A 19,927-nucleotide genomic window follows, 5' to 3' on the forward strand; every position below is an offset into this window, starting at 1 on the left:
TTTACTTAAAAATTAAATATTCAGGATTTTTAATACTTTCATTATTGATTAAATAAGCCTTTTTAATGTAATCTATAGAATTTATGGTGTTTAAAATATGCTGGCTGTCAAATATATCTAATTCATCTTCAACTTTAATGAAGTAATCGATATGTTTCATGCTACTAAAGAGGTAAAACGTTTGAGTTGCAGTTTGAGTCTCATCAAACAAAGAGCCAGAACTTTTCAGATTCGGAATATCATCGCTAAATTTATTAGCAATTAAATACATATCGCAATCCCAATTTTTATCGTAATAATTGAATAATGGAAAGTGCGCAAAACTATCTTTATAAGTCATATCTAAATCATAAGTTGCTCGTTTAAAGCTGATATTAAAATGCTTATTGATTAAATAGGCTAATTTATAGGCTTCTAAAGAGGTGTGAATACCGATTAACTTATAATCGTCTTCTAAGACGAGTGATTTTAACTTATACAATTGTTTTTAGCGTAAATATACTAAGATTGAAATAGTTTAAGAATGCTTAAATGTTTAAACTTTTACTTTCAATTTTATTTTGCAAAGCATAATATGCCCGTTTAGCTGCTTTTTCTTCAGCTCTTTTCTTTGAAGTTTCTCGGGCTTTAGAAACGAGTTCGTTATTAATATAGAAGCAAACTGAAAAGTGCTTTTCATGATCTTTACCATCATCGGCCTTGGTACAAAACTCAAACTCGAATTTATGTTTCTGGCACCACTTAATGATAAGACTTTTATAGCTGGTTACTTTTTTTTCAAGTTCTGAGAGGTTGACGTAAACAGAGATTAAATGCTTTTGGATAAACTTTTCTGTAAATTTAAATCCACGATCTAAATAAATTGCTCCAATTAAAGCTTCAAATAAGTTACCAGAGATATTTTTACCATGCTGGTGTTCTGGCATATTAGTTATTAATAAATCTACTAAACCGAGATCATTTCCTATCTGGTTTAAGTTTTTACGACTTACAATTTTAGATCGCATCACAGTTAAGTAACCTTCATTGCCTTCTGGAGAATTTTCAAACAAATAGGTTGAAATCACCGTACTTAAAACAGCATCACCAAGAAATTCAAGCCTTTCGTAATTTACAGGATGTCCAAATTCATTTTTCTCTTGCATTGAACGATGTGTAAAAGCTCTTAAGTAATAATTAGAGGCTTTAGGTTTAAAGCCTAATATTTTTTCTAGAGAAGCAAAAAAAATCCCGTTCGCTTCAGAACGGGATTTTGACAATAAGTTTTGTAAAAAATTCATAAAAATGAATTTATTATTCTAATGTTTTAAAAGCTACACAAGCATTATGACCACCAAAACCAAAAGTATTACTTAAAGCAACTTTAAGGTCTCGCTTTTGAGGTTTATTAAGTGTCAGGTTTAGCTCTGGGTCAATATTTTCATCAGCTTGCGAGTGGTTTATTGTAGGAGGAACAATTCCATTTTGCATAGCTAAAATCGAAGAAATTGCTTCGATAGCGCCAGCTGCTCCCAACAAGTGACCTGTCATTGACTTTGTAGAATTTATATTGATATTCTTTGCGTGTTCACCAAAAACTTCTTTAATGGCTTTTAACTCAGCTACATCTCCTAATGGTGTAGAAGTACCATGTGTATTAATGGCATCAACGTCTTCAGGATTTAAGCCTGCATTTTTAAGACAGTTTTTCATTACAGCAATAACGCCTTGACCTTCAGGATGTGGTGCTGTCATGTGGTAAGCATCTGAAGATAAACCTCCACCAACAACTTCAGCGTAAATTTTTGCTCCTCTAGCCTTAGCATGTTCATATTCTTCTAAAATTAAAGCACCTGAACCTTCTCCTAGCACAAAACCATCTCTATTAGCATCAAATGGTCTTGAGGCTGTTTCTGGGCTTTCATTTCGAGTTGATAATGCATGCATAGAATTGAAGCCACCCATTCCGGCTTCAGTTACAGCAGCTTCGCTTCCGCCTGAAACAATGACATCGCTATATCCTAGTCTGATGTAATTCAACGCGTCGATTAATGCATTAGCTGATGAAGCACAAGCTGAAACTGTGGTATAATTTGGCCCCATAAACCCATGTTTAATTGAAATATTGCCAGGAGCAATATCAGCAATCATTTTAGGGATAAAAAATGGATTGAAACGCGGTTTACCATCGCCTTTAGCATAGCTCATCACTTCATTTTGAAATGTTTCTAAACCGCCTATTCCAGCGCCCCAAATTACACCAACTCTGTACTTATCAACATTATTTAAATCTATTCCAGAATCGGCAATAGCTTCATCAGAAGAAACCATCGCGTATTGGGCAAATTTATCTAGACGCCTAAGTTCTTTTCTGTCAAAGTAATCTTTGGTATCAAAGTTTTTAATTTCACAAGCGAACTTTGTTTTGAAATGCTCTGTATCAAAATAAGTTATAGGCGCAGCACCGCTTCTCCCATTGATAAGTCCATCCCAGTATTCTGAAATATTATTACCAATAGGTGTGAGTGCACCAAGACCCGTAACAACAACTCGCTTTAATTCCATTAAATTAAATTATTTTGCTTCTTCAATATAAGCTACGGCTTGACCTACTGTTGAAATGTTTTCTGCTTGGTCGTCTGGTATTTGAATATCAAATTCTTTTTCAAACTCCATAATTAATTCAACGGTGTCTAAAGAATCCGCACCTAAGTCGTTTGTAAAGCTAGCTTCTGTAACAACTTCGTTTTCGTCAACTCCTAGCTTGTCAACGATAATTGCTTTTACTCTTGATGCAATGTCTGACATGATTTTTATGTTTTATGTTATCAGTCAGCAAAAATAAAAAACTTTATTTTAAAACAAGTTTTAATTAAAAAAATGTGAATAAAATTACAAGGATTAATCTTAAAAGCAGATATTTGTTGCTATTAGACGACTTTCAGTAACACGTATTTGAAGATGAAACAATCAAAAAAAATCAAGAAAATTGTCATTTTTGCCTCTGGAAACGGCACTAATGCCATCAACATTTATCATTATTTCAATAAAGTTGAAGAAATTAGCGTTAGTCATATTTTTTCGAATAATAAGCAGGCTAAAGTTTTAAAAAAGGCCAATGATTTAGGTATTACTGCCATTCATTTTGATAAAGAAGCCTTCTATGCGACAACTGAATTACTTGACTACATCGAAGCACTTCAACCGGATTTGATTGTTCTTGCAGGGTTTTTATGGAAAATACCTGAAAATTTCATTAAAGCTTTTCCAAAAAAAATAATCAATATACATCCTGCTTTGTTACCTCATTATGGCGGTAAAGGTATGTATGGAGAAAAAGTTCATAAAGCAGTTATAAAAGATGGCGCAACAAAAAGTGGGATTACAATACATTATGTAAATGAAGTTTATGATGAAGGTGAAATTATTGCACAATATCAATTAGATGTTACAAGCGATGACAGTCATAAAACCCTTGCTGAAAAAATACATAGCTTAGAATACAAGCATTTTCCTAAAGAAATTCACAAGCTTTTAAGTTAATGGCAAATAAAAAGTTTTATGTGGTTTGGGATGGCTGGGAACCAGGAATTTACGATAGCTGGAGCACTTGTAAACGAATGATTAATAATTACCCAAACGCCAAGTATAAGTCCTTTAAAACTAAAACTGAAGCAAATAAAGCTTACAACGAAGGTTTTTTTAATTATAAAAAATCTAAACAAAATTTATCTTCAAAAGCACTTTCTGAAATCAATTTTAATAGCATTTCTGTTGATGCCGCTTCAAGTGGAAATCCTGGAAAAATGGAATATCGCGGTGTAATTACTAAAACTAAAGCTCAGTTATTTCATATTGGTCCATTTTCACAAGGTACTAACAACATTGGAGAATTTTTAGCCTTAGTACATGGTTTAGCATTTTTAAAGGCTAAAAAAAGTAATGCAGCAATTTATTCTGATTCTAAAATTGCTATCAGTTGGGTAAAACAAAAAAAATGTAAAACCAAATTGGTAAAAAACACAAAAAACCAAAAATTGTTTGACCTCATCACTCGTGCTGAAGATTGGCTTAAAAAAAACACTTACCATACTCAAATCTTAAAATGGAATACAAAAGAATGGGGCGAAATTCCAGCAGATTTCGGTCGTAAATAATGCTTTAAATAAGTTTTATACTTCTATTAGTTTATTGAATAGAGTCTATCACACTACCACACTTAAGCATTGCTGAGCCAAAGTAAGGATTACGAATTGCATCAGAATTACTCAACCAATCTGCGCCAGAATTATGATCTGCCATCGGGCAATTTTGAATGTATATTGTTTCAGGTAAATTTTTAGCCTTTTTAACGATCTTAATCATTATTTCAGAGATGAGCTGAAATTCATTTCTTAAGGCTTCAATATTTCTAAAATCTTGTTGAATTTTAAGATTTAAATTTTGCTTTTTTAAAATGGTAAAAAAACTTTTAAAGCTGTCTTGGGCTTGGTTAAAATCATCATTAACCAAAGTATTCTTCAACTCAAGATATTTCGAAAGTAATTGCTCTAGATTACTAATTGAACTTTCGGTTTCAGAAATTTCAATTTCTCGATGAGATTTTGAAGGATTCATCATACTTGGTTTATTAGAAAGTTGAGCTTCAGAATCTATACTAAAAGCACCTTGAACAACAACTTTATCGCCTGCTTTTAATCCTGAAAGAATTTCGATATTGCTTGATGAAGCCTTTCCTATTTCTACTTCTCTCATTTTAAAATAAATACCATTTTCATTTTCTAATTCTTGGTAAACCACCGAACGTTTTCCCGTCCAAAGTACAGCCGATTGCGGAATCATCAAAGTCTGTTTCTGGGTTGACTTTAATTTTGTGTTTTCTAGTTTAGCTTTAATAAAAACACCTGGCTTTAAGTATTGATTGGGATTTTGAATTACCACTCTTGCTTTTGCCGTTCTCGTTTTATCATCTAAAACTGGAGAAATAAAGCTTATAAATCCTGTAACCTGATTTTCGTTAGGTATTTTAATATTAAGTTTATCACCTTTTTTAATTCGATTTAAATCACTTTCATACACATCTACAATCGCCCAAAGTGTCGATAAATCAGCAATACGCATTAATTGTTGATCCGCTTTTAAATTATCGCCTTGCTGTACGTTTAAACTAGAAATCACTCCGCTTTTAGGCGATCTTAGCTTCAAGCGCCCATTTTCTAGAGATTGAATATCACTAACTGAGAGTTCGTAATTTTTAATTTTTTGAGTAATCGCCTTCAAAAGAACTTTATTTTGCTGTTTTTTGGCCAAATCGAGTTCTTCTTTCAAAACTTGAATTTCTGGTGCATACAACTCGGCAATTACTTGTCCTTTTTGCACTTTTTCTCCATCTTCATTTACGTAAAGTCGTTCAATTCTAGCCTTAAAATTAGCTGATATAGATTGTGTTTTATCCTGGTTAATTTCTAAGCGACCAGAGAAATTCATGCTCGGTTTTTGGTCTTCGTTACCGACAGACATGGTTTCGACTTGTGCCAATTTACGTGCGGTTTTACTCATCCTGATGGCATCTGGATCGACATCATCTTCCATTGAAGATGCCGGAATCAAATCCATTCCACAAATGGGGCAATCTCCAGGTTCATCTTTACGAATTTGCGGATGCATGGAGCAGGTCCAAACGGTCTCATCTGCCTGCTCCTGAGAATGATCGTGTGCTTCTTTATTGTCTTCTGAAGAAAACAAAATAGCACCAAGAAAGACACCTAGGACTAGAATAAGCCCTGCAATACTAAAGGTTTTTAATTTATTGTTCATTTTAAGTTGTTTAAAAATTGAATATATATTTGACTAAAATTCCACCTGCTAACCAGAAGTAACTTACAAAAGCAAGGTATTTTAAAACCTTCTCCAAAAGTGGACTTTTAGGGGCCATTTCCTTCATATAGGAAATGTCTTTTTGTTTTGAAAAGAAACCCAGATAGACTAAAATCCCCGAGATGATTAAAAATCCGATGTTCATGAAAAAGGTGTAATTAAATTGAAAATGTTCTTTTTCTGAAATATTATTTGATGTAAAATCTGGAATTAAATCAAACACTTCAAAGCTGTAATGCAAGACCAATGATGTGATGATTAATGCCGTAAACAAAATAGAAAGTATGAAAAGTGACATTTTCCAACCGTAATATTTAGCATTGATTCTCAATACTGGAAACACCACCAAATCGCTAAATATGAATGCCATAACCCCTGCAAAGCTAACGCCTTTTCCAAAAAGCAAAGCCGCCAAAGGTATATTTCCCATCGAACCAATAAAGGTGATAAAAGCGGCAAAAGGCCCAACAATAACATGTTCTAACAGCGTGAAAAAACCAAAACTGCTTTGTCCTTCTCCTGTGTTGATGAATAAAGTTTGGAAGAAAGCATCTGGCACAAAAGCAGAAATTATCCCGGCAATGGTAAAACCGATAGTGACATCTTTCCAGACCATTTTCCATTCCATGCCATATTGTTTCCCGACTTTTACCCAATTGGTTGTATTTCTTAATTTTTCTGAAATGGGGTTAGAATCGGCTTTTTCTTTCTCTGCTTCACCAAGGTTTTTTCTAGCTTTTGAAATGATAGATTTGGGATTGATTAACCCAACCAATAGCCAACTGATGAGAATGAGCAAAATCCCTCCGACGTATTCACCAACCACAAACTGCCAACCCAAAAAGATGGAAATCACGATTCCGAGTTCTATCACCAAGTTGGTTGAAGCCAACAAGAACGCCATAGACGACACAAAACTTGCTCCTTTTTGGAAAAGCGATTTGGTAGTCGCTAAAGCAGAAAAACTACACGAACTGCTGATAAAGCCAAAGAAAGTTCCAAAAAGCACAGATTTGGCATCGGATTCTCCCATGGTTTTTTGCATGTTCTTTTTGGTCACAAAAACTTGAATAAGACTACTTAAAGCATAACCTAAGATGAATGCCCAAAGTGCCATCCAGAAAAATCCTAAGGCCGTATTGGCCGCATTTCCCCAATTTTCTAAGAAGTTATCGATGTTCATTATTCTGAATTTGATGTGAGGTAACTTAAAGTTTCATTTGTTTTTTGAAGTTTCGCCAAAGTTTTAGCACATTGTTTTTCATAAAGCAAACGTTCTTCATGTAGACGTAGTACTTCTTCAATTTCCATGGAGGCGTTGGCTAATGCGGTTTCTGAGAGTTGCAAAATATCTTCCAAACGCAAGAGTTGCTGCTCATATAAATCCAAAAGACTATAGAGTTCATCGCGTTGGTATTGAGCGACTTGAATTTCAGTTTCCAAGCGGGTTTCTTCATTTTCAAATTGAAATTGAAGCGACTCTCCTTGAAGTGAAGTTGCCTTTTTTCTGGACTTATTTTTCTTACCAAAAATGGGTAAGCTTACCGAAATCATTGGCATAACAGCGTCTTGGCCAGCATTGGCAGTTGCCAAACTGCCGTCTTGAATAATAACATAATCTAAACCTATACCAAATTGAGGTAGAGCTTGCTTTTGGGCTAAAAGCCGCTTTGATTGATTAGATGCTTGTAAATTACGAATGGCTTTCAATCGCGGATGATTACTGGAAATAGAATCCGTTTCTACGATTTCTTTTTGCTCCAAAATTTGTTTTGGATTTGAAATGAGAATGGGTGTTTTCAACGGTCGATTCATCAATTGATTGAGTTGTGCAACCATTGCAGCGTCTTGGTCTTTCAGTACTTGAAGCACATTGGCTTGTTTGTCTATTTGAAGTTCAACTCTTAAAATATCCACCAAATTTGCTTTGTTGTTTTCGTAATTCGACTCCACAATAGATTTCAAATCTTCTAAAATTTGAAGTTGTTCGGCTTCCAATTCGGTGATGTGTCTTAACGCAGAAAGGTCGAAATACTTTTCAGCAACATCGAGATATAATTTCAATTTTTGATTCTGAAACTTTTCAAATTCAGCTTCAGCTCTATATGATGCGATATCGCCTTTGGCTTTATAGGTTCCGAACCAAGGCAGCATTTGTGTCAGTGAAAATCTGGCGATTTGTGGTCCCACCCGAGTTTCAATCGGACTGATAAAATAGCCGAAACTTAAGTTAGGATCCTGCCAAGACTTGGCTTGGGTGACGCCTTCCAATTGCGATTCAAAGGCTTTGAATTGCGCTTTCAATTCCAAATTGTTTTCTGCTGAAATGGTTTTGAGTTCATCTAAAGTTTGTGCCTTCAAGTTGAAACCAAAGCAAAGCAAAACTCCAACGAATACGAGTTGAGTTGAAATGCTTTTGGATTTTATATAAAATGTTTTAAACATAGTTTTATCGTTTTTTGAAATTTAGCTGAGATCAATTTCAGAAGTGTTTTTTAAGGCTCTGCTGTAAATGACGTAAAATAAAATAGGCAGTAAAAAGTAGGTTAAACTTGCCATCAGCATCCCACCAAAAGCTGGAATAGCCATCGGCACCATAATGTTTGAGCCTTTTCCTGTAGAAGACAACACTGGTAAAAGCGCAATAACCGTAGTTACGGAAGTCATCACCGCTGGACGAATTCGTTTCAATCCACCTTCCATCACCGCTTCACGCAGTTCTTTTTTGGTTTTGGTAGGATTCGCTTTGAAGGATTGCCTTAAATAGGTTGCCATCAACACCGCATCATCAGTAGCAATACCGAACAAAGCAATAAATCCCACCCAAACCGCGACACTCAAGTTGATGGTTTTTAGCTGAAAAATATCGCGAAGATTTTCTCCAAACCAACTAAAATTCAGAAACCAATCCTGACCGTAAAACCAAATCATGATAAATCCACCACTAAAGGCCAAAGCGATAGACGAAAACACCATCAGACTAATGCGCACCGACTTAAACTGAAAATACAAAATCAAGAAAATCACGACAAAAACCACAGGAATAATCATGGATAATCGCTTTTCGGAACGCACTTGATTTTCAAAACTTCCTGCAAAACGGTAGCTAACGCCGCTTGGCACTTTCAGGCTTCCATTCTCTATTTCAGTTAAAATTGCATCTTTGGCTGCTTCTACAGCAGTAACTTCTGCGACGCCTTTGGCACGATCAAATAATACGTAAGAATTCAAAAATGTTTCTTCACGTTTAATCATTTGTGGACCGCGTTGATATTCAATATCTACCAACTCACCTAAAGGTATTTGTATGCCCGAAGGTGTAGATATCAACATATTTTCGATAGCTTTAGGAGAGTTTCTTAATTCTCGTGGATAACGTACACGCACATTGAAGCGTTCTCGACCTTCTACAGTTTGAGTTAAAGCTTGGCCACCAATGGCAACAGAAATATAATCCTGAACATCGTTTACACTTAATCCGTATCGTGCTAATTTTTTTCGATTAAGGTTTAAGTGCAAATAAGGTTTTGCCACCACTCGATCAGCAAAAACAGCTTGAGATTTGATATCAGGAACTTCTTTTAAAATACCTTCTAATTCTTGTCCAAAACCTTCAATACTTTCTAAATCGGGTCCAGAAACTTTGATGCCCATCGGCGCACGCATCCCGGTTTGCAACATGACTTGGCGGGTTTCAATAGGCTGTAATTTAGGCGCAGAAGTTATGCCTGGAATTTTTGTAAAATTCGCTATTTCATTCCAAATATCATCAGGCGATTGAATGTGCTTTCGCCAATTTCTGAAATAATTTCCATCTTCATCTTGAACTAAATAGGCTTCAAAATCATTTTCAATTTGATATAAAATTTCAGACTGAATTTGTTCTAAATATGCTTCATTAGAATTATTTTTAAATACAAATTCATCATTATCGAACCACAATACATCTTTTGCGTCATGAGTTATTTCAACCTTATTGTTTTTGACTTTAATACCTTTAAACTTAAAGAATCCTTGAGCGTTAACCTTGAATGCTTGAAGTTTAGCATTTTCATTTAAAATATATTCGGGTTTGTAGGTAATTAAATTTTCAAACATCGAAATCGGTGCTGGATCGATAGCTGATTCTACTCGTCCTAATTTACCAACCACGGTTTCCACTTCTGGGATTTGCTTCACCAGCATATCCATTTGCTGAAGTTTCTCTTTGTTGAATTCGATCCCGGAATGCGTCATGCTAGTTGGCATTAAAATAAAACTACCTTCAGCTAAACTCGGCATAAATTCTTTTCCAATCCCTGGAAATGCATTGTCCATGCTTTTCCAAATCCCTGTTTTTTCAATTGAAAACCCAACAGCATTAGCCGCTTGTTTTGACCAATTAAAAACACTTGAAAAGCCCAACCAAACCATGAGTCCAATTAAAATAGACAGTATTGGAAGAATTAAAAAGCCTTTGAGATGGTTCAAGAAAAATGCTAAAATTTGAGCATAATAATTTTGTAGCAAAAGGTAGAATCCTAACAAAATACCCACTAAAATCGCTACAAAAATGATATTTGATAACATGGATTGTTGTGGGCCAAGTGGCAACCAAAAATTAGAAAGCAATACCAAAACCCCAACAATCAACACATAAAAATGTAGGTTCTTGTATTGAAATTTCGCAATGTAATTTTGATAAGACAGGAAGTAACTAATGGTGTATACCAAGATAAAAAAGCCCAACCAAAACGCATTAAAAATAGTCCAAAGTCCGATGAATAGAAGAAGCAAATTAAGGTAATAAGCAGTTTTTTGTTTGTTGATTTTAATCTTAAACACCGCGTACATTAGTGTAGGCAAAATAAAAACCGTGACCAAAAAGGCTGAAATAAGTGCAAAAGTTTTGGTGTATGCTAAAGGAATAAACAATTTCCCTTCTGCTGCTTCTAATGCAAAAACGGGCACAAAACTAATTACAGTTGTTAAAACCGCAGTTAATATGGCTGAACTCACTTCGGCTGAGCCTTCGTAAATGTTTTTAACTAAAGAATCCTGTGGTGAATCTTCAAGCTTTTTCAACACATTTTCAGTGAGTATAATTGCTAAATCGACCATAGTACCAATAGCAATGGCTATTCCTGACAAGGCCACAATATTGGCTTGAATATTAAAAAGCTTCATGGCGATAAACACCAGTAATACTGAAATAGGTAAAATAGCAGAAATCACTACCGAAGCACGTAAATTAAATACGATAATTATTACTACCAAAAGTGCAATAATTAATTGCAAGCTTATGGCTTCTTCTAACGTGCTTATGGTTTCATTTATCAATTCGGAACGGTCGTAAAACGGGACAATTTTCAGCTGACTTTCAGTACCATCTGCTAAAGTTTTGCTGGGTAAACCTGGAGAAATTTCATCTATTTTATCTTTAATATTATTAATAGCTTGCATAGGATTAAAACCATCGCGAGCTACCACCACACCACCAACCACATCAGCACCAGCTTTATCCAAAATACCACGTCGCTGCGCTGGACCCGTTTTAATATGAGCAACTTCTTTTAAATAAATCGGCACATTGTTGTTTTCATCCACAACAATGCTTTCAAAGTCTTCTAAACTTTCTAAATAACCGAGTCCACGAACAATATATTCTACCTGGTTAATCTCTAGGGTTTTTGCGCCTACATCCCGGTTGCTCTCTTTAACCGCTTTAGCGACTTGCATTAAAGAAATGCCATAAGACTTTAAAACCTCAGGATTAACATCGATTTGGTATTCTTTCACAAATCCGCCGATAGAAGCCACTTCAGAAATGCCTTTAGCACTGCTTAAGCCATATTTTACATAGAAGTCTTGAACGCTTCGAATTTCATCTAGACTCCAACCACCAGTTGGTTGATTGTTTACGCCTCTAGGTTCGAGTGTGTACCAAAATACTTGTCCAAGTGCTGTGGCATCTGGGCCAAGCGTGGGTTTGGTTTCTGCAGGAAGAAGTCCTTGTGGAATAGAACTCAACTTCTCGAGAATGCGTGAGCGCGACCAATAAAACTCTACATCATCATCAAAAATAATGTAGATACTGGAAAAGCCAAACATGGAGTTACTCCTTACCGACTCTACACCTGGTAAACCCAATAAATACGTAGTTAATGGATAAGTAATTTGGTCGTCAATATCTTGTGGCGAACGCCCAGACCACTCGGTAAAAACGATTTGCTGGTTAGCGCCAGTGTTGGGAATGGCATCTACAGGAATAGGATTATTGGGTAAAACCGAGTCTGCCCATTGAAAGGGCGAAACAATTAAACCACCTATAATTATAGCTGACAATAGAATGAACGACACCAGTCGCTGATTCAGAAAAAATTGAATGATTTTATTAAGCATAAAAATTTGAAATTAAAACACATACATAAAAATGATTCCTAAACTGAAGTTACTTCAGTAGAAATACTGTAACGTATTTTAATATCAAATCAAGAAAACTTGGTAAAGGACTTGAAAATCTCGTAGAAGTAAAGGTGGTGGATTTTCAGAATAATTTACTTTTTCTAAAGCTTTAAAAGATGTATTAAAGATAAATGTATAAACGAAAGCTTCAACAAAGTAAGGATTAGGCAACTCAAATTCATATGACTGTACCTTAAGTTGGTCTTGCCCTTCAATTAAATTTACTTCATCATCACAACATTCGTCTTTTTGGTCTTGATGTGTATGTTTAGATTGTAAGGATGTTTTGTGCATAGCACATTTTTTTGCCGGCTTCATAATGGCTTTGTCTACCAATATATTACCACAATAGTGAGACTTTACACTAAAAGACATCGTAGAACACATGACAAGAGCTGCCATAAAAAAACTCAATATTTGTAATAAGCTTTTTTTCATATCTAAAGCAAATTTACATAAAATTATTTATGCGCTACCTTCTTTTGATAATATAAAGCTGGTACTAAAAGAATTAAAAATAATGGTTGAATTAGAAACCGGCGTACATAAAACAATGTCATATAATCTTCAGGCTTGAGTTGATATAACAAAATTGAAAATACAGATATTAAAACCACTAAAGCAAGACAGTAAAACCAAATTATAAATTTTAAAGTTTTAGTTGAAGGAAATAATAAATATATAATTAAAATCGATAAGACTGAATTAACTAAATATCTAAGTATAGTAGTAGAAATTAAGTTGAACCAATTAAAATTTGGCGGTTCACTAAAGCTGTAAGTTGTTGTATAAAAGTCTAGTAAAACCTCTGGAAATAATGACCGTTCAAACAATCTAACTGCTATTAGCGCAACAATTAAACTAATTATATAAACTATTTTAAAGCTTTTAGGTATTGATTTCACTCTTTTTTAGGCTTAAAATTCTTAATCCAAATAAACCAAAGTAAAAAAACTACGCCATAAATTATAGCGGGAAATACAGTGCCATGCAAAAAATGTTCATATTGAGGATATTCATACAAAGCTATAGTTAACAGAGCAATACGAAAAATATTTAGCACATAAATAATAGCTACGCCTGCAAAAATATAAAGTAAGGTTTTTTTCCAAGAGGTTTTAAATGCCAAAATAAATGCCATAAATAAAATCATTACACTTATGGCATTACAACCTTCTACAATACGAACTAAATACTGGCCATTAACACCAAGCCGCATTGATGGATCATTAAGGCTTTTAATACTTTTTGTAGTATAACCAAAAGTTTCTATTAATTCTTGACTTTGAAGTGCTACAAAATGAGTAATGACTTCTGGATAATAAGTATCTGATGAGAAGTTAGTCAGGTAATAATTATACACAAACGTAAAGACAAGGTAACTTCCAAAGAAAATTCCTAAAAATTTTAAAACGGCTCTATTTTTCTTAATCAGTTCCATCTCTATTATATTTAACAAATTTATAGTTTTTAGATGAGCTAATTAATTAAGATTTCTAAATACTTTTGCCCAAAATTTAAGATTATGAGTTTATCCCTTTTAAAACCTGAAATTGAGACGATCCTGAGCAGTGAAGAAACTGTAGACTCAAAACTTGAGAACATATGCCATGTGTTAAAACAAAATGTAAAACACTACGATTGGGTAGGCTTTTACTTTAAAAACGGGGATAAACCTGAGCTGAAACTTAAAACATACGCTGGTAAACCTACAGACCACATTATTATTCCTTTTGGGAAAGGCATATGTGGCCAAGTTGCTGTAAGTAATGAAAATTTTTTAGTTGAAGATGTAAGTGCCCAAGACAATTACATTGCTTGTAGTATAGATGTAAAATCTGAAATTGTAATTCCTTTATTTGTTAATGGCGAAAACATTGGTCAAATAGATATCGATTCAAATACCGCAAATGCTTTCACTCAAGAAGATAAAAACTTTCTAGTTTGGCTTAACGCAGAAGTTGCAAAACTATATTAACCGATTTTTCGGTTTTCAAGCTTATTGTGGTTAAACTCTGGAACAAGCTGATACAATATTTTTAGCGCAGCTAAAGTTTGATTTTGGATAATTTGATTAGATAAATTTTCTAATAAAATAGTATTTTCTTTATCAAACTCAAAAGATGACTTAGCAATTAAAATTTTCTGATGATGAGTTGGTAAAGTATTTTCTTTATCAGCAAGCAACTCTTCGTAGAGCTTTTCACCAGGACGCAGACCTGTATAGGTAATATTAATATCTACATTAGGTGTAAAACCTGATAATCGTATCATTTGTTTGGCTAAATCTACTATTTTAACTGGTTTGCCCATATCAAACACAAAAATTTCGCCTCCTTTACCTAAAGCGCCAGCCTCAAGAACTAATTGACAAGCTTCATCGATTGTCATAAAATATCGAGTAATATCAGGGTGAGTTACAGTCACAGGTCCATTTTGCAAAATTTGCTTTTTAAAATGCGGGATCACAGAACCATTAGACCCTAAAACATTACCAAAACGTGTGGTTATAAATAAGGTTTTATTACTTTTTTGGCGTGAGACAAACTGTACAAAAATTTCGGCGCTTCGCTTTGTGGCACCCATTATATTTGTAGGATTTACTGCCTTATCTGTAGAAACAAACACAAACCTATTAACTTGATGCTTTGATGCTAAGTTAACTAAGTTTTGAGTACCCAAGTAATTTACGTGCATTGCTTCAATTGGATTATCTTCCATCATTGGAACATGCTTATAAGCTGCACCATGAAATACCACATCAGGCTTAAATTGTTCAAAAACTTCAGCTAAACGCTCATAATTTCTAACATCAGCAATAATAGCTTTAAACTGGGTCTCAGGGTGCTCTTTTCTAATATAAATACACATATCGTGTAATGGCGTTTCAGCTTGGTCGAGAAGTAATATTTCTTTCGGACCAAATGGAATTAACTGCCGTACAATATCACTTCCTATTGAGCCAGCTGCACCTGTTACTAAAATAGTTTTCCCTAGATAAATTGACTTCAACTTTTCCTTATTTAATTTTATTGGGTTCCGTTGAAGCAAATCTTCTAAATTAATCTCCTTGATTTGAGATAAGACATTAGTTGTATCATTCCAATCTTGGATTTCAGGAAGTTTATATACTTTAATATTATTTTCAAGAAGTACATCTATTTTTTTTTGAAGCGATTGATCTAACTGATCTAATTTACTACTATTTATGATAACGCATTGCTCATTTTGGCTACCTAACAAATCATCTACCTGTACAATTGGGAGGTTAAAAATTCTATTGCGTTTTATTTTTGAATTTACGTTTACAAAACCAGAAAGTTTAAATTTGGTTTGGGTATCAGAAATAATCCCTTCGGCAATAGCAACATCAGCTAGGCTCGTACCTAAAATATAAGCGTTGGTCGTGGTTTGAGTGGCATGAATTAATTGATAAGCTCTCTTAACTACAATTCTGAATAAAAATAATATTGAAAACAATATGAAGCCATACATAATTAAACCAGCATCAACAATTATTTTTATTTCATAAGCCATGTAATAAATATTATTGATTATCAACAAGATAGCTACTGAAAAGATAGTGGTTTGAATTAACTTAATGGCATCTCGAAAACCTGTATATCTTACAATCCCTGAATAACTTCTGAACATTAAAAAAGCTATAATTTGTACTGCTAGAATTGTAAAAAGTTTCCAAGAAAACTCAAAATAAATTAGCCGTGGCGACTGAATCGAGGATATTAAAAAAAAAGTGGTTTGAGCTGAAATAAAAGCGATTAGAAAATCGATAGAAAAAATTAGATATCGAGGAACGTAATTTCTAGAAAGCTTTTTAAGGATACTTATAGTTAGTAACTTTAATTTCAGCACGTTTACTTAGATTGGTTAGGGTTACAAATTTAAAAAATTATTCTAATTAATTCAACTTCATTGCTTCAAACCATTTAATGTAAAGCTTATAAAATCAATATTTAATTTATATTTGTAACATGAAAAAATTTGGATTCCTGCTTTTAATCGTAATGATTGTTACTTCATGCGCTACCCGAAAAGAAGTTGTTTATTATCAAAACAGTAGTGATGTTAATTTATCGGCAATAGAAAAAGTCTATACACATCCCGTCATACAGACCAATCACATTTTACATATTAGCATATCTTCTGCTAACCCTGAAAGTATAGCTGCGTTCTCTAGAGAAGCTGGAGCCCAACAAATGCAGGCGAGACAGATACAAATGCTTAAAGTTGAAGGCTATCTCGTTAACGAAAATGGTGAAATTAATTTCCCTGAATTAGGCAAAATAAAAGTTAGAGGACTCACAACCCAAAAAGCACAAGACTTAATAGAATCACAATTGAAGGCTTACGTTAAAGATGCAACCGTAAATATCAGAATTATCAACAATTCATTTACTGTACAAGGTGAAGTGAGACAACCCGGAACTTATGAAATTATTGATGAACGCGTTACCCTACCACAGGCGCTTGGTTTAGCTGGTGGCTTAACGATTCGAGGACAACGAGACAACATAAAAATATTTAGACAACTTGAAGATAAACGCGTAGTTAAAACTATAGACTTAACTTCAGTAGATTGGATGAATACCGATTATTATTACATTAACCCTAACGACATTATTTATATAGAACCTAACGACCCTCAAATAAAATCGGCTGGTTTCATAACAAATGTAGGTACTTTGCTTTCTGTATTTTCTATTCTACTTTCAACAGCTGTACTTTTATTTAGATAAACTAATTTTATGAATAACAACTCTTCAACGCAATACCATCAAAACGAGCCAGAAAAAGAAGAAGACATTAAAGCTATTATTCTTCAATACCTCCGCTACTGGCCATGGTTTGTAATTTGCGTTATAATAAGCTTAGGCATATCTTTCATTTTTTTAAAGTACGCAACCAACATTTACACAACAAATTCTAAAATTAAGGTTTTGAAAGAGCAAGAAGGTCTTGATTTGTCTGGCTTACAAGGCAGTTCACCTTTAATTGATATGAGTAAAGTTAATCTCGAAAATGAAATTCAAATTTTGAAATCTAGACGGCTTTCCAAAAAAATTATTCAAACTTTAAACTTAGAAACACAATACTATAAATTAGGCACATTAAAAGCTTCTGAGGTTTGGGGACATCAAATACCGTTTACAGTAAACTGGAGCATAGATGATAGTGCACAATATAGGTCAACACCACTTTTAAATTTAAAGTTTACCTCTCAAAGCAACTTTAAAGTCACAGAAGAAGAGTCTGGCTTTTCTGCAAGTCTAGATGCTGGAGACACACTTCAATTTGAAAACACTAAAGCCATCATTGATATAAACCCTTATTACAAAGGTGATTATACAGAATTAACAGGTTCAATTTACAGCTTTAAAAAACACAACTTAGAGAATCTTACCACTTCATTGTCTAATAAAATTAAAGCTGAAGCAGTTGAAGCAAGAGCTGATATTATTAATATCTCATTAAACGGTGAGAACCAAACAAAAAATGAAGCCATTCTTGACGAATTAATGCGCCAATTTAACCAAGACGGTATAGATGATAACCGAGTGGTCGCTAAACGAACAGGCGAATTTATTAAAGAACGGCTGAAATATTTAGTCGAAGAATTAGATACGGTTGAAACTGCTATTGTTAACTTTAAATCGGATAATGAGTTAGTTGATATTGAAGCCAGCACAGAAGCTTTATTTGGTAAGTACAGTGAAACTGAAATGCGCGTTTTTGAAGTCGAAACTCAATTAGAAATTACTAAAAACTTTAGAAATATTCTTGTAAAAAACACTGAAATTGACTTACTGCCTGCAAATTTAGGTATTGAAAATGCTAATGTAAATGCGCTCACTGGTGCCTACAATCAACTTGTTAATGAGCGTAATAATATATTAGTAACAGCAACGCCTCAAAACCCAACTATTATTGCCATTAATGACCGTTTAGAAGCTATTAAACGTAATATTATAAATTCAGTTGACAATTACATCAACAACTTAGAAACCAGCTTACAAAATACAGCAAGACGAGAATCAAGCTTTAATTCAAGGTTAGAAAAACTACCTGGGCAGAGCAAAGAAATCAGAAGTATAGAACGTGAACGCTTAATTAAAGAAAAACTATTTTTGTTTTTACTTCAAAAACGTGAAGAAGCCGCCTTAACATACGCTATTACTGCGCCAGTAATTAAAACAGTTGATTATGCCTACACAAACCCGATGCCTGTTAGTCCAAAACGTAAAATTATTATGTTGGGTGGATTAATTGTCGGTTTAATTATTCCTTTTGGTGTGCTTTATTTAAAATTTTTATTTAATACAAAGCTTAATTCTGTAGATGTTCTAAAATCTAATTTAAAAGAAATTCCGATACTAGGAGAAATACCAGAAAATGAGGCCAAAACGTTTAAACTTATAACACCAAACGACAGAAGTGCTTTGGCAGAATCTTTTAGAATTTTAAGAACAAATATTAATTTTATTAAGGTATCAGGCCAAACTCAAGAAAATAAGCAACAAGTCATTTACGTGACATCTTCAACTAAAGGTGAAGGAAAAACTTATGTTGCCTTGAACCTTGCAACAGTGATGTCTTCAAAATCTAAAAAAGTATTACTCGTCGGTTGTGATTTAAGAAATCCTCAAATTCATAGTTATATTGGCTTAAATAAAAACACAAAAGGTTTAAGTAACTATTTGTACAACCCAAATATTAATTTTGAAGATATTAGAATTTCTAATATAAACGGTTCACATTTAGATCTTATTTTATCAGGAGATATTCCTCCAAATCCTTCTGAAATCCTAACAAGTGATCGCTTCGAAACTTTCATAGAAGAAGCTAGGTCAAAATATGATTATGTTATTATTGATACTGCACCAACTATATTAGTAACTGACACTATCATGATTTCTCAATATGCTGATGTAACTTTATACTTAACTCGTGCTGGTTACACAGACATCAGATTAATAGAGCATATTAAAGACCTTAACAAGCATCATAAACTCAAAAACATAGGTATTGTTATGAATGGCCTTGTAGAAAAAGGCGCCTATACCTATAATTATGGTTATGGTTACGGTTATAACGAACATGCTGAAAAAAGTTCTCCTAAATGGAAATTCTGGCAAAAATAAAATACGTCTTTTTAAGTATAGCTTTAAGCTTACTCTTTTTAAGTTGTGGCACAAAGAAGTCAGCACTAAGCAAGCAGGCAGATAATTATAAAATTGCTAATTATGCCAAGCGTTATTTAGGAACACCTTATCAATACGGTGGCACATCAAGAAATGGTTTAGATTGCTCTGGTTTAATACAACTGAGTTATTCACAATTTGGCTACAACATGCCTAGAACAACTAAGCAACTCAGTAAATCTGGAAAAAAAACCAAAAAACGCAAAGCTAAAGTTGGTGATTTAATTTTCTTTAGAACCTTGAAACGTTCGCGTAAAAAAAGTCATGTGGGCTTAATAACCTTAATTGAAGGTGATGAAATTGAGTTTATACATTCAAGCTCATCAAGAGGCGTAATCATATCAAGCCTCAGTAACCCTTATTGGCGAAAAAACTTTGCTGAAATAAGGCGTTACATTAAATAAGTA

Annotated in this window: 18 protein-coding genes; 6 read left to right on the plus strand and 12 right to left on the minus strand. The window is 33.8% G+C overall.

Annotated elements, in window-relative coordinates; genetic code table 11:
• Position 1: 1 nt before the first annotated feature.
• Genes IMZ30_RS04555 through IMZ30_RS04570 form a run of 4 tightly spaced genes read right to left on the minus strand, consistent with a single transcriptional unit; the run spans position 2 to position 2,787 of the window.
• Positions 2-481 (minus strand): IPExxxVDY family protein, encoded by a 480-nt coding sequence (locus IMZ30_RS04555; RefSeq protein ID WP_207039353.1) that lies wholly within the window; start codon positions 479-481, stop codon positions 2-4.
• 46 nt (positions 482-527) lie between these two features.
• The gene (gene rnc / locus IMZ30_RS04560) at positions 528-1,280 is read right to left on the minus strand and encodes a ribonuclease III (RefSeq protein WP_207039354.1); all 753 of its coding nucleotides are present in this window, start codon (positions 1,278-1,280) and stop codon (positions 528-530) included.
• A gap of 13 nt (positions 1,281-1,293) precedes the next feature.
• Entirely contained in the window at positions 1,294-2,544 is a 1,251-nt protein-coding gene (gene fabF / locus IMZ30_RS04565; protein WP_207039355.1) for a beta-ketoacyl-ACP synthase II, read from the minus strand.
• Between the two features lie 9 nt (positions 2,545-2,553).
• Positions 2,554-2,787 carry an acyl carrier protein gene (locus IMZ30_RS04570; RefSeq protein WP_073192900.1) on the minus strand — a complete coding sequence of 78 codons (234 nt, stop codon included), beginning with the start codon at positions 2,785-2,787 and terminating at the stop codon, positions 2,554-2,556.
• Positions 2,788-2,940: 153 nt separating this feature from the next.
• Here IMZ30_RS04570 and IMZ30_RS04575 point away from each other — a divergent pair, with 153 nt between their 5' ends.
• Both IMZ30_RS04575 and IMZ30_RS04580 read left to right on the plus strand, forming a co-directional pair.
• Positions 2,941-3,522: a phosphoribosylglycinamide formyltransferase gene (locus IMZ30_RS04575; RefSeq protein WP_207039356.1), complete on the plus strand. Its 582-nt coding sequence runs from the start codon at positions 2,941-2,943 to the stop codon at positions 3,520-3,522.
• Positions 3,522-4,136, plus strand: a complete 615-nt coding sequence (locus IMZ30_RS04580; protein ID WP_207039357.1) for a viroplasmin family protein — start codon at positions 3,522-3,524, stop codon at positions 4,134-4,136. The genes IMZ30_RS04575 and IMZ30_RS04580 overlap by 1 nt, the downstream gene beginning before the upstream one ends.
• Positions 4,137-4,167: 31 nt before the next feature.
• Here IMZ30_RS04580 and IMZ30_RS04585 read toward each other — a convergent pair whose 3' ends face one another.
• The 7 genes from IMZ30_RS04585 to xrtF form a co-directional block, all read right to left on the minus strand.
• Positions 4,168-5,796, minus strand: a complete 1,629-nt coding sequence (locus IMZ30_RS04585) for an efflux RND transporter periplasmic adaptor subunit (RefSeq protein ID WP_207039358.1) — start codon at positions 5,794-5,796, stop codon at positions 4,168-4,170.
• 10 nt (positions 5,797-5,806) lie between these two features.
• A complete protein-coding gene (locus tag IMZ30_RS04590; protein WP_207039683.1) occupies positions 5,807-7,033 on the minus strand; it encodes a permease in 1,227 nt (408 codons plus the stop codon).
• A gap of 5 nt (positions 7,034-7,038) precedes the next feature.
• Positions 7,039-8,301 carry a TolC family protein gene (locus tag IMZ30_RS04595; protein WP_207039359.1) on the minus strand — a complete coding sequence of 421 codons (1,263 nt, stop codon included), beginning with the start codon at positions 8,299-8,301 and terminating at the stop codon, positions 7,039-7,041.
• A gap of 21 nt (positions 8,302-8,322) precedes the next feature.
• Entirely contained in the window at positions 8,323-12,237 is a 3,915-nt protein-coding gene (locus tag IMZ30_RS04600; protein WP_207039360.1) for an efflux RND transporter permease subunit, read from the minus strand.
• 84 nt (positions 12,238-12,321) lie between these two features.
• A complete protein-coding gene (locus tag IMZ30_RS04605; RefSeq protein ID WP_207039361.1) occupies positions 12,322-12,738 on the minus strand; it encodes an HYC_CC_PP family protein in 417 nt (138 codons plus the stop codon).
• Positions 12,739-12,761: 23 nt separating this feature from the next.
• Positions 12,762-13,205 (minus strand): exosortase F system-associated membrane protein, encoded by a 444-nt coding sequence (locus tag IMZ30_RS12040; RefSeq protein ID WP_207039362.1) that lies wholly within the window; start codon positions 13,203-13,205, stop codon positions 12,762-12,764.
• Complete coding sequence (gene xrtF, locus IMZ30_RS04615) at positions 13,202-13,741, minus strand: exosortase family protein XrtF (RefSeq protein ID WP_207039363.1); 540 nt, start codon at positions 13,739-13,741, stop codon at positions 13,202-13,204. Before xrtF ends, IMZ30_RS12040 begins: the two co-directional genes overlap by 4 nt.
• An 84-nt stretch (positions 13,742-13,825) precedes the next feature.
• Here xrtF and IMZ30_RS04620 point away from each other — a divergent pair, with 84 nt between their 5' ends.
• Positions 13,826-14,278, plus strand: a complete 453-nt coding sequence (locus IMZ30_RS04620; protein ID WP_207039364.1) for a GAF domain-containing protein — start codon at positions 13,826-13,828, stop codon at positions 14,276-14,278.
• On the opposite strand, the gene IMZ30_RS04625 is transcribed toward IMZ30_RS04620, so the two are convergent.
• Positions 14,275-15,954 carry a polysaccharide biosynthesis protein gene (locus IMZ30_RS04625; RefSeq protein WP_242529701.1) on the minus strand — a complete coding sequence of 560 codons (1,680 nt, stop codon included), beginning with the start codon at positions 15,952-15,954 and terminating at the stop codon, positions 14,275-14,277. The genes IMZ30_RS04620 and IMZ30_RS04625 overlap by 4 nt on opposite strands.
• A 338-nt stretch (positions 15,955-16,292) precedes the next feature.
• Between IMZ30_RS04625 and IMZ30_RS04630 the strand changes: the two genes are divergently transcribed.
• Genes IMZ30_RS04630 through IMZ30_RS04640 form a run of 3 tightly spaced genes read left to right on the plus strand, consistent with a single transcriptional unit; the run spans position 16,293 to position 19,924 of the window.
• The gene (locus IMZ30_RS04630; protein WP_207039366.1) at positions 16,293-17,057 is read left to right on the plus strand and encodes a polysaccharide biosynthesis/export family protein; all 765 of its coding nucleotides are present in this window, start codon (positions 16,293-16,295) and stop codon (positions 17,055-17,057) included.
• 9 nt (positions 17,058-17,066) lie between these two features.
• A complete protein-coding gene (locus IMZ30_RS04635) occupies positions 17,067-19,460 on the plus strand; it encodes a GumC family protein (RefSeq protein WP_207039367.1) in 2,394 nt (797 codons plus the stop codon).
• On the plus strand, positions 19,439-19,924 hold the full coding sequence (locus IMZ30_RS04640) for a C40 family peptidase (protein WP_207039368.1): 486 nt from the start codon (positions 19,439-19,441) through the stop codon (positions 19,922-19,924). The genes IMZ30_RS04635 and IMZ30_RS04640 overlap by 22 nt, the downstream gene beginning before the upstream one ends.
• Positions 19,925-19,927 lie beyond the last annotated feature (3 nt).

The organism is Psychroflexus sp. ALD_RP9, assembly GCF_017311165.1.
GTDB lineage: Bacteria > Bacteroidota > Bacteroidia > Flavobacteriales > Flavobacteriaceae > Psychroflexus.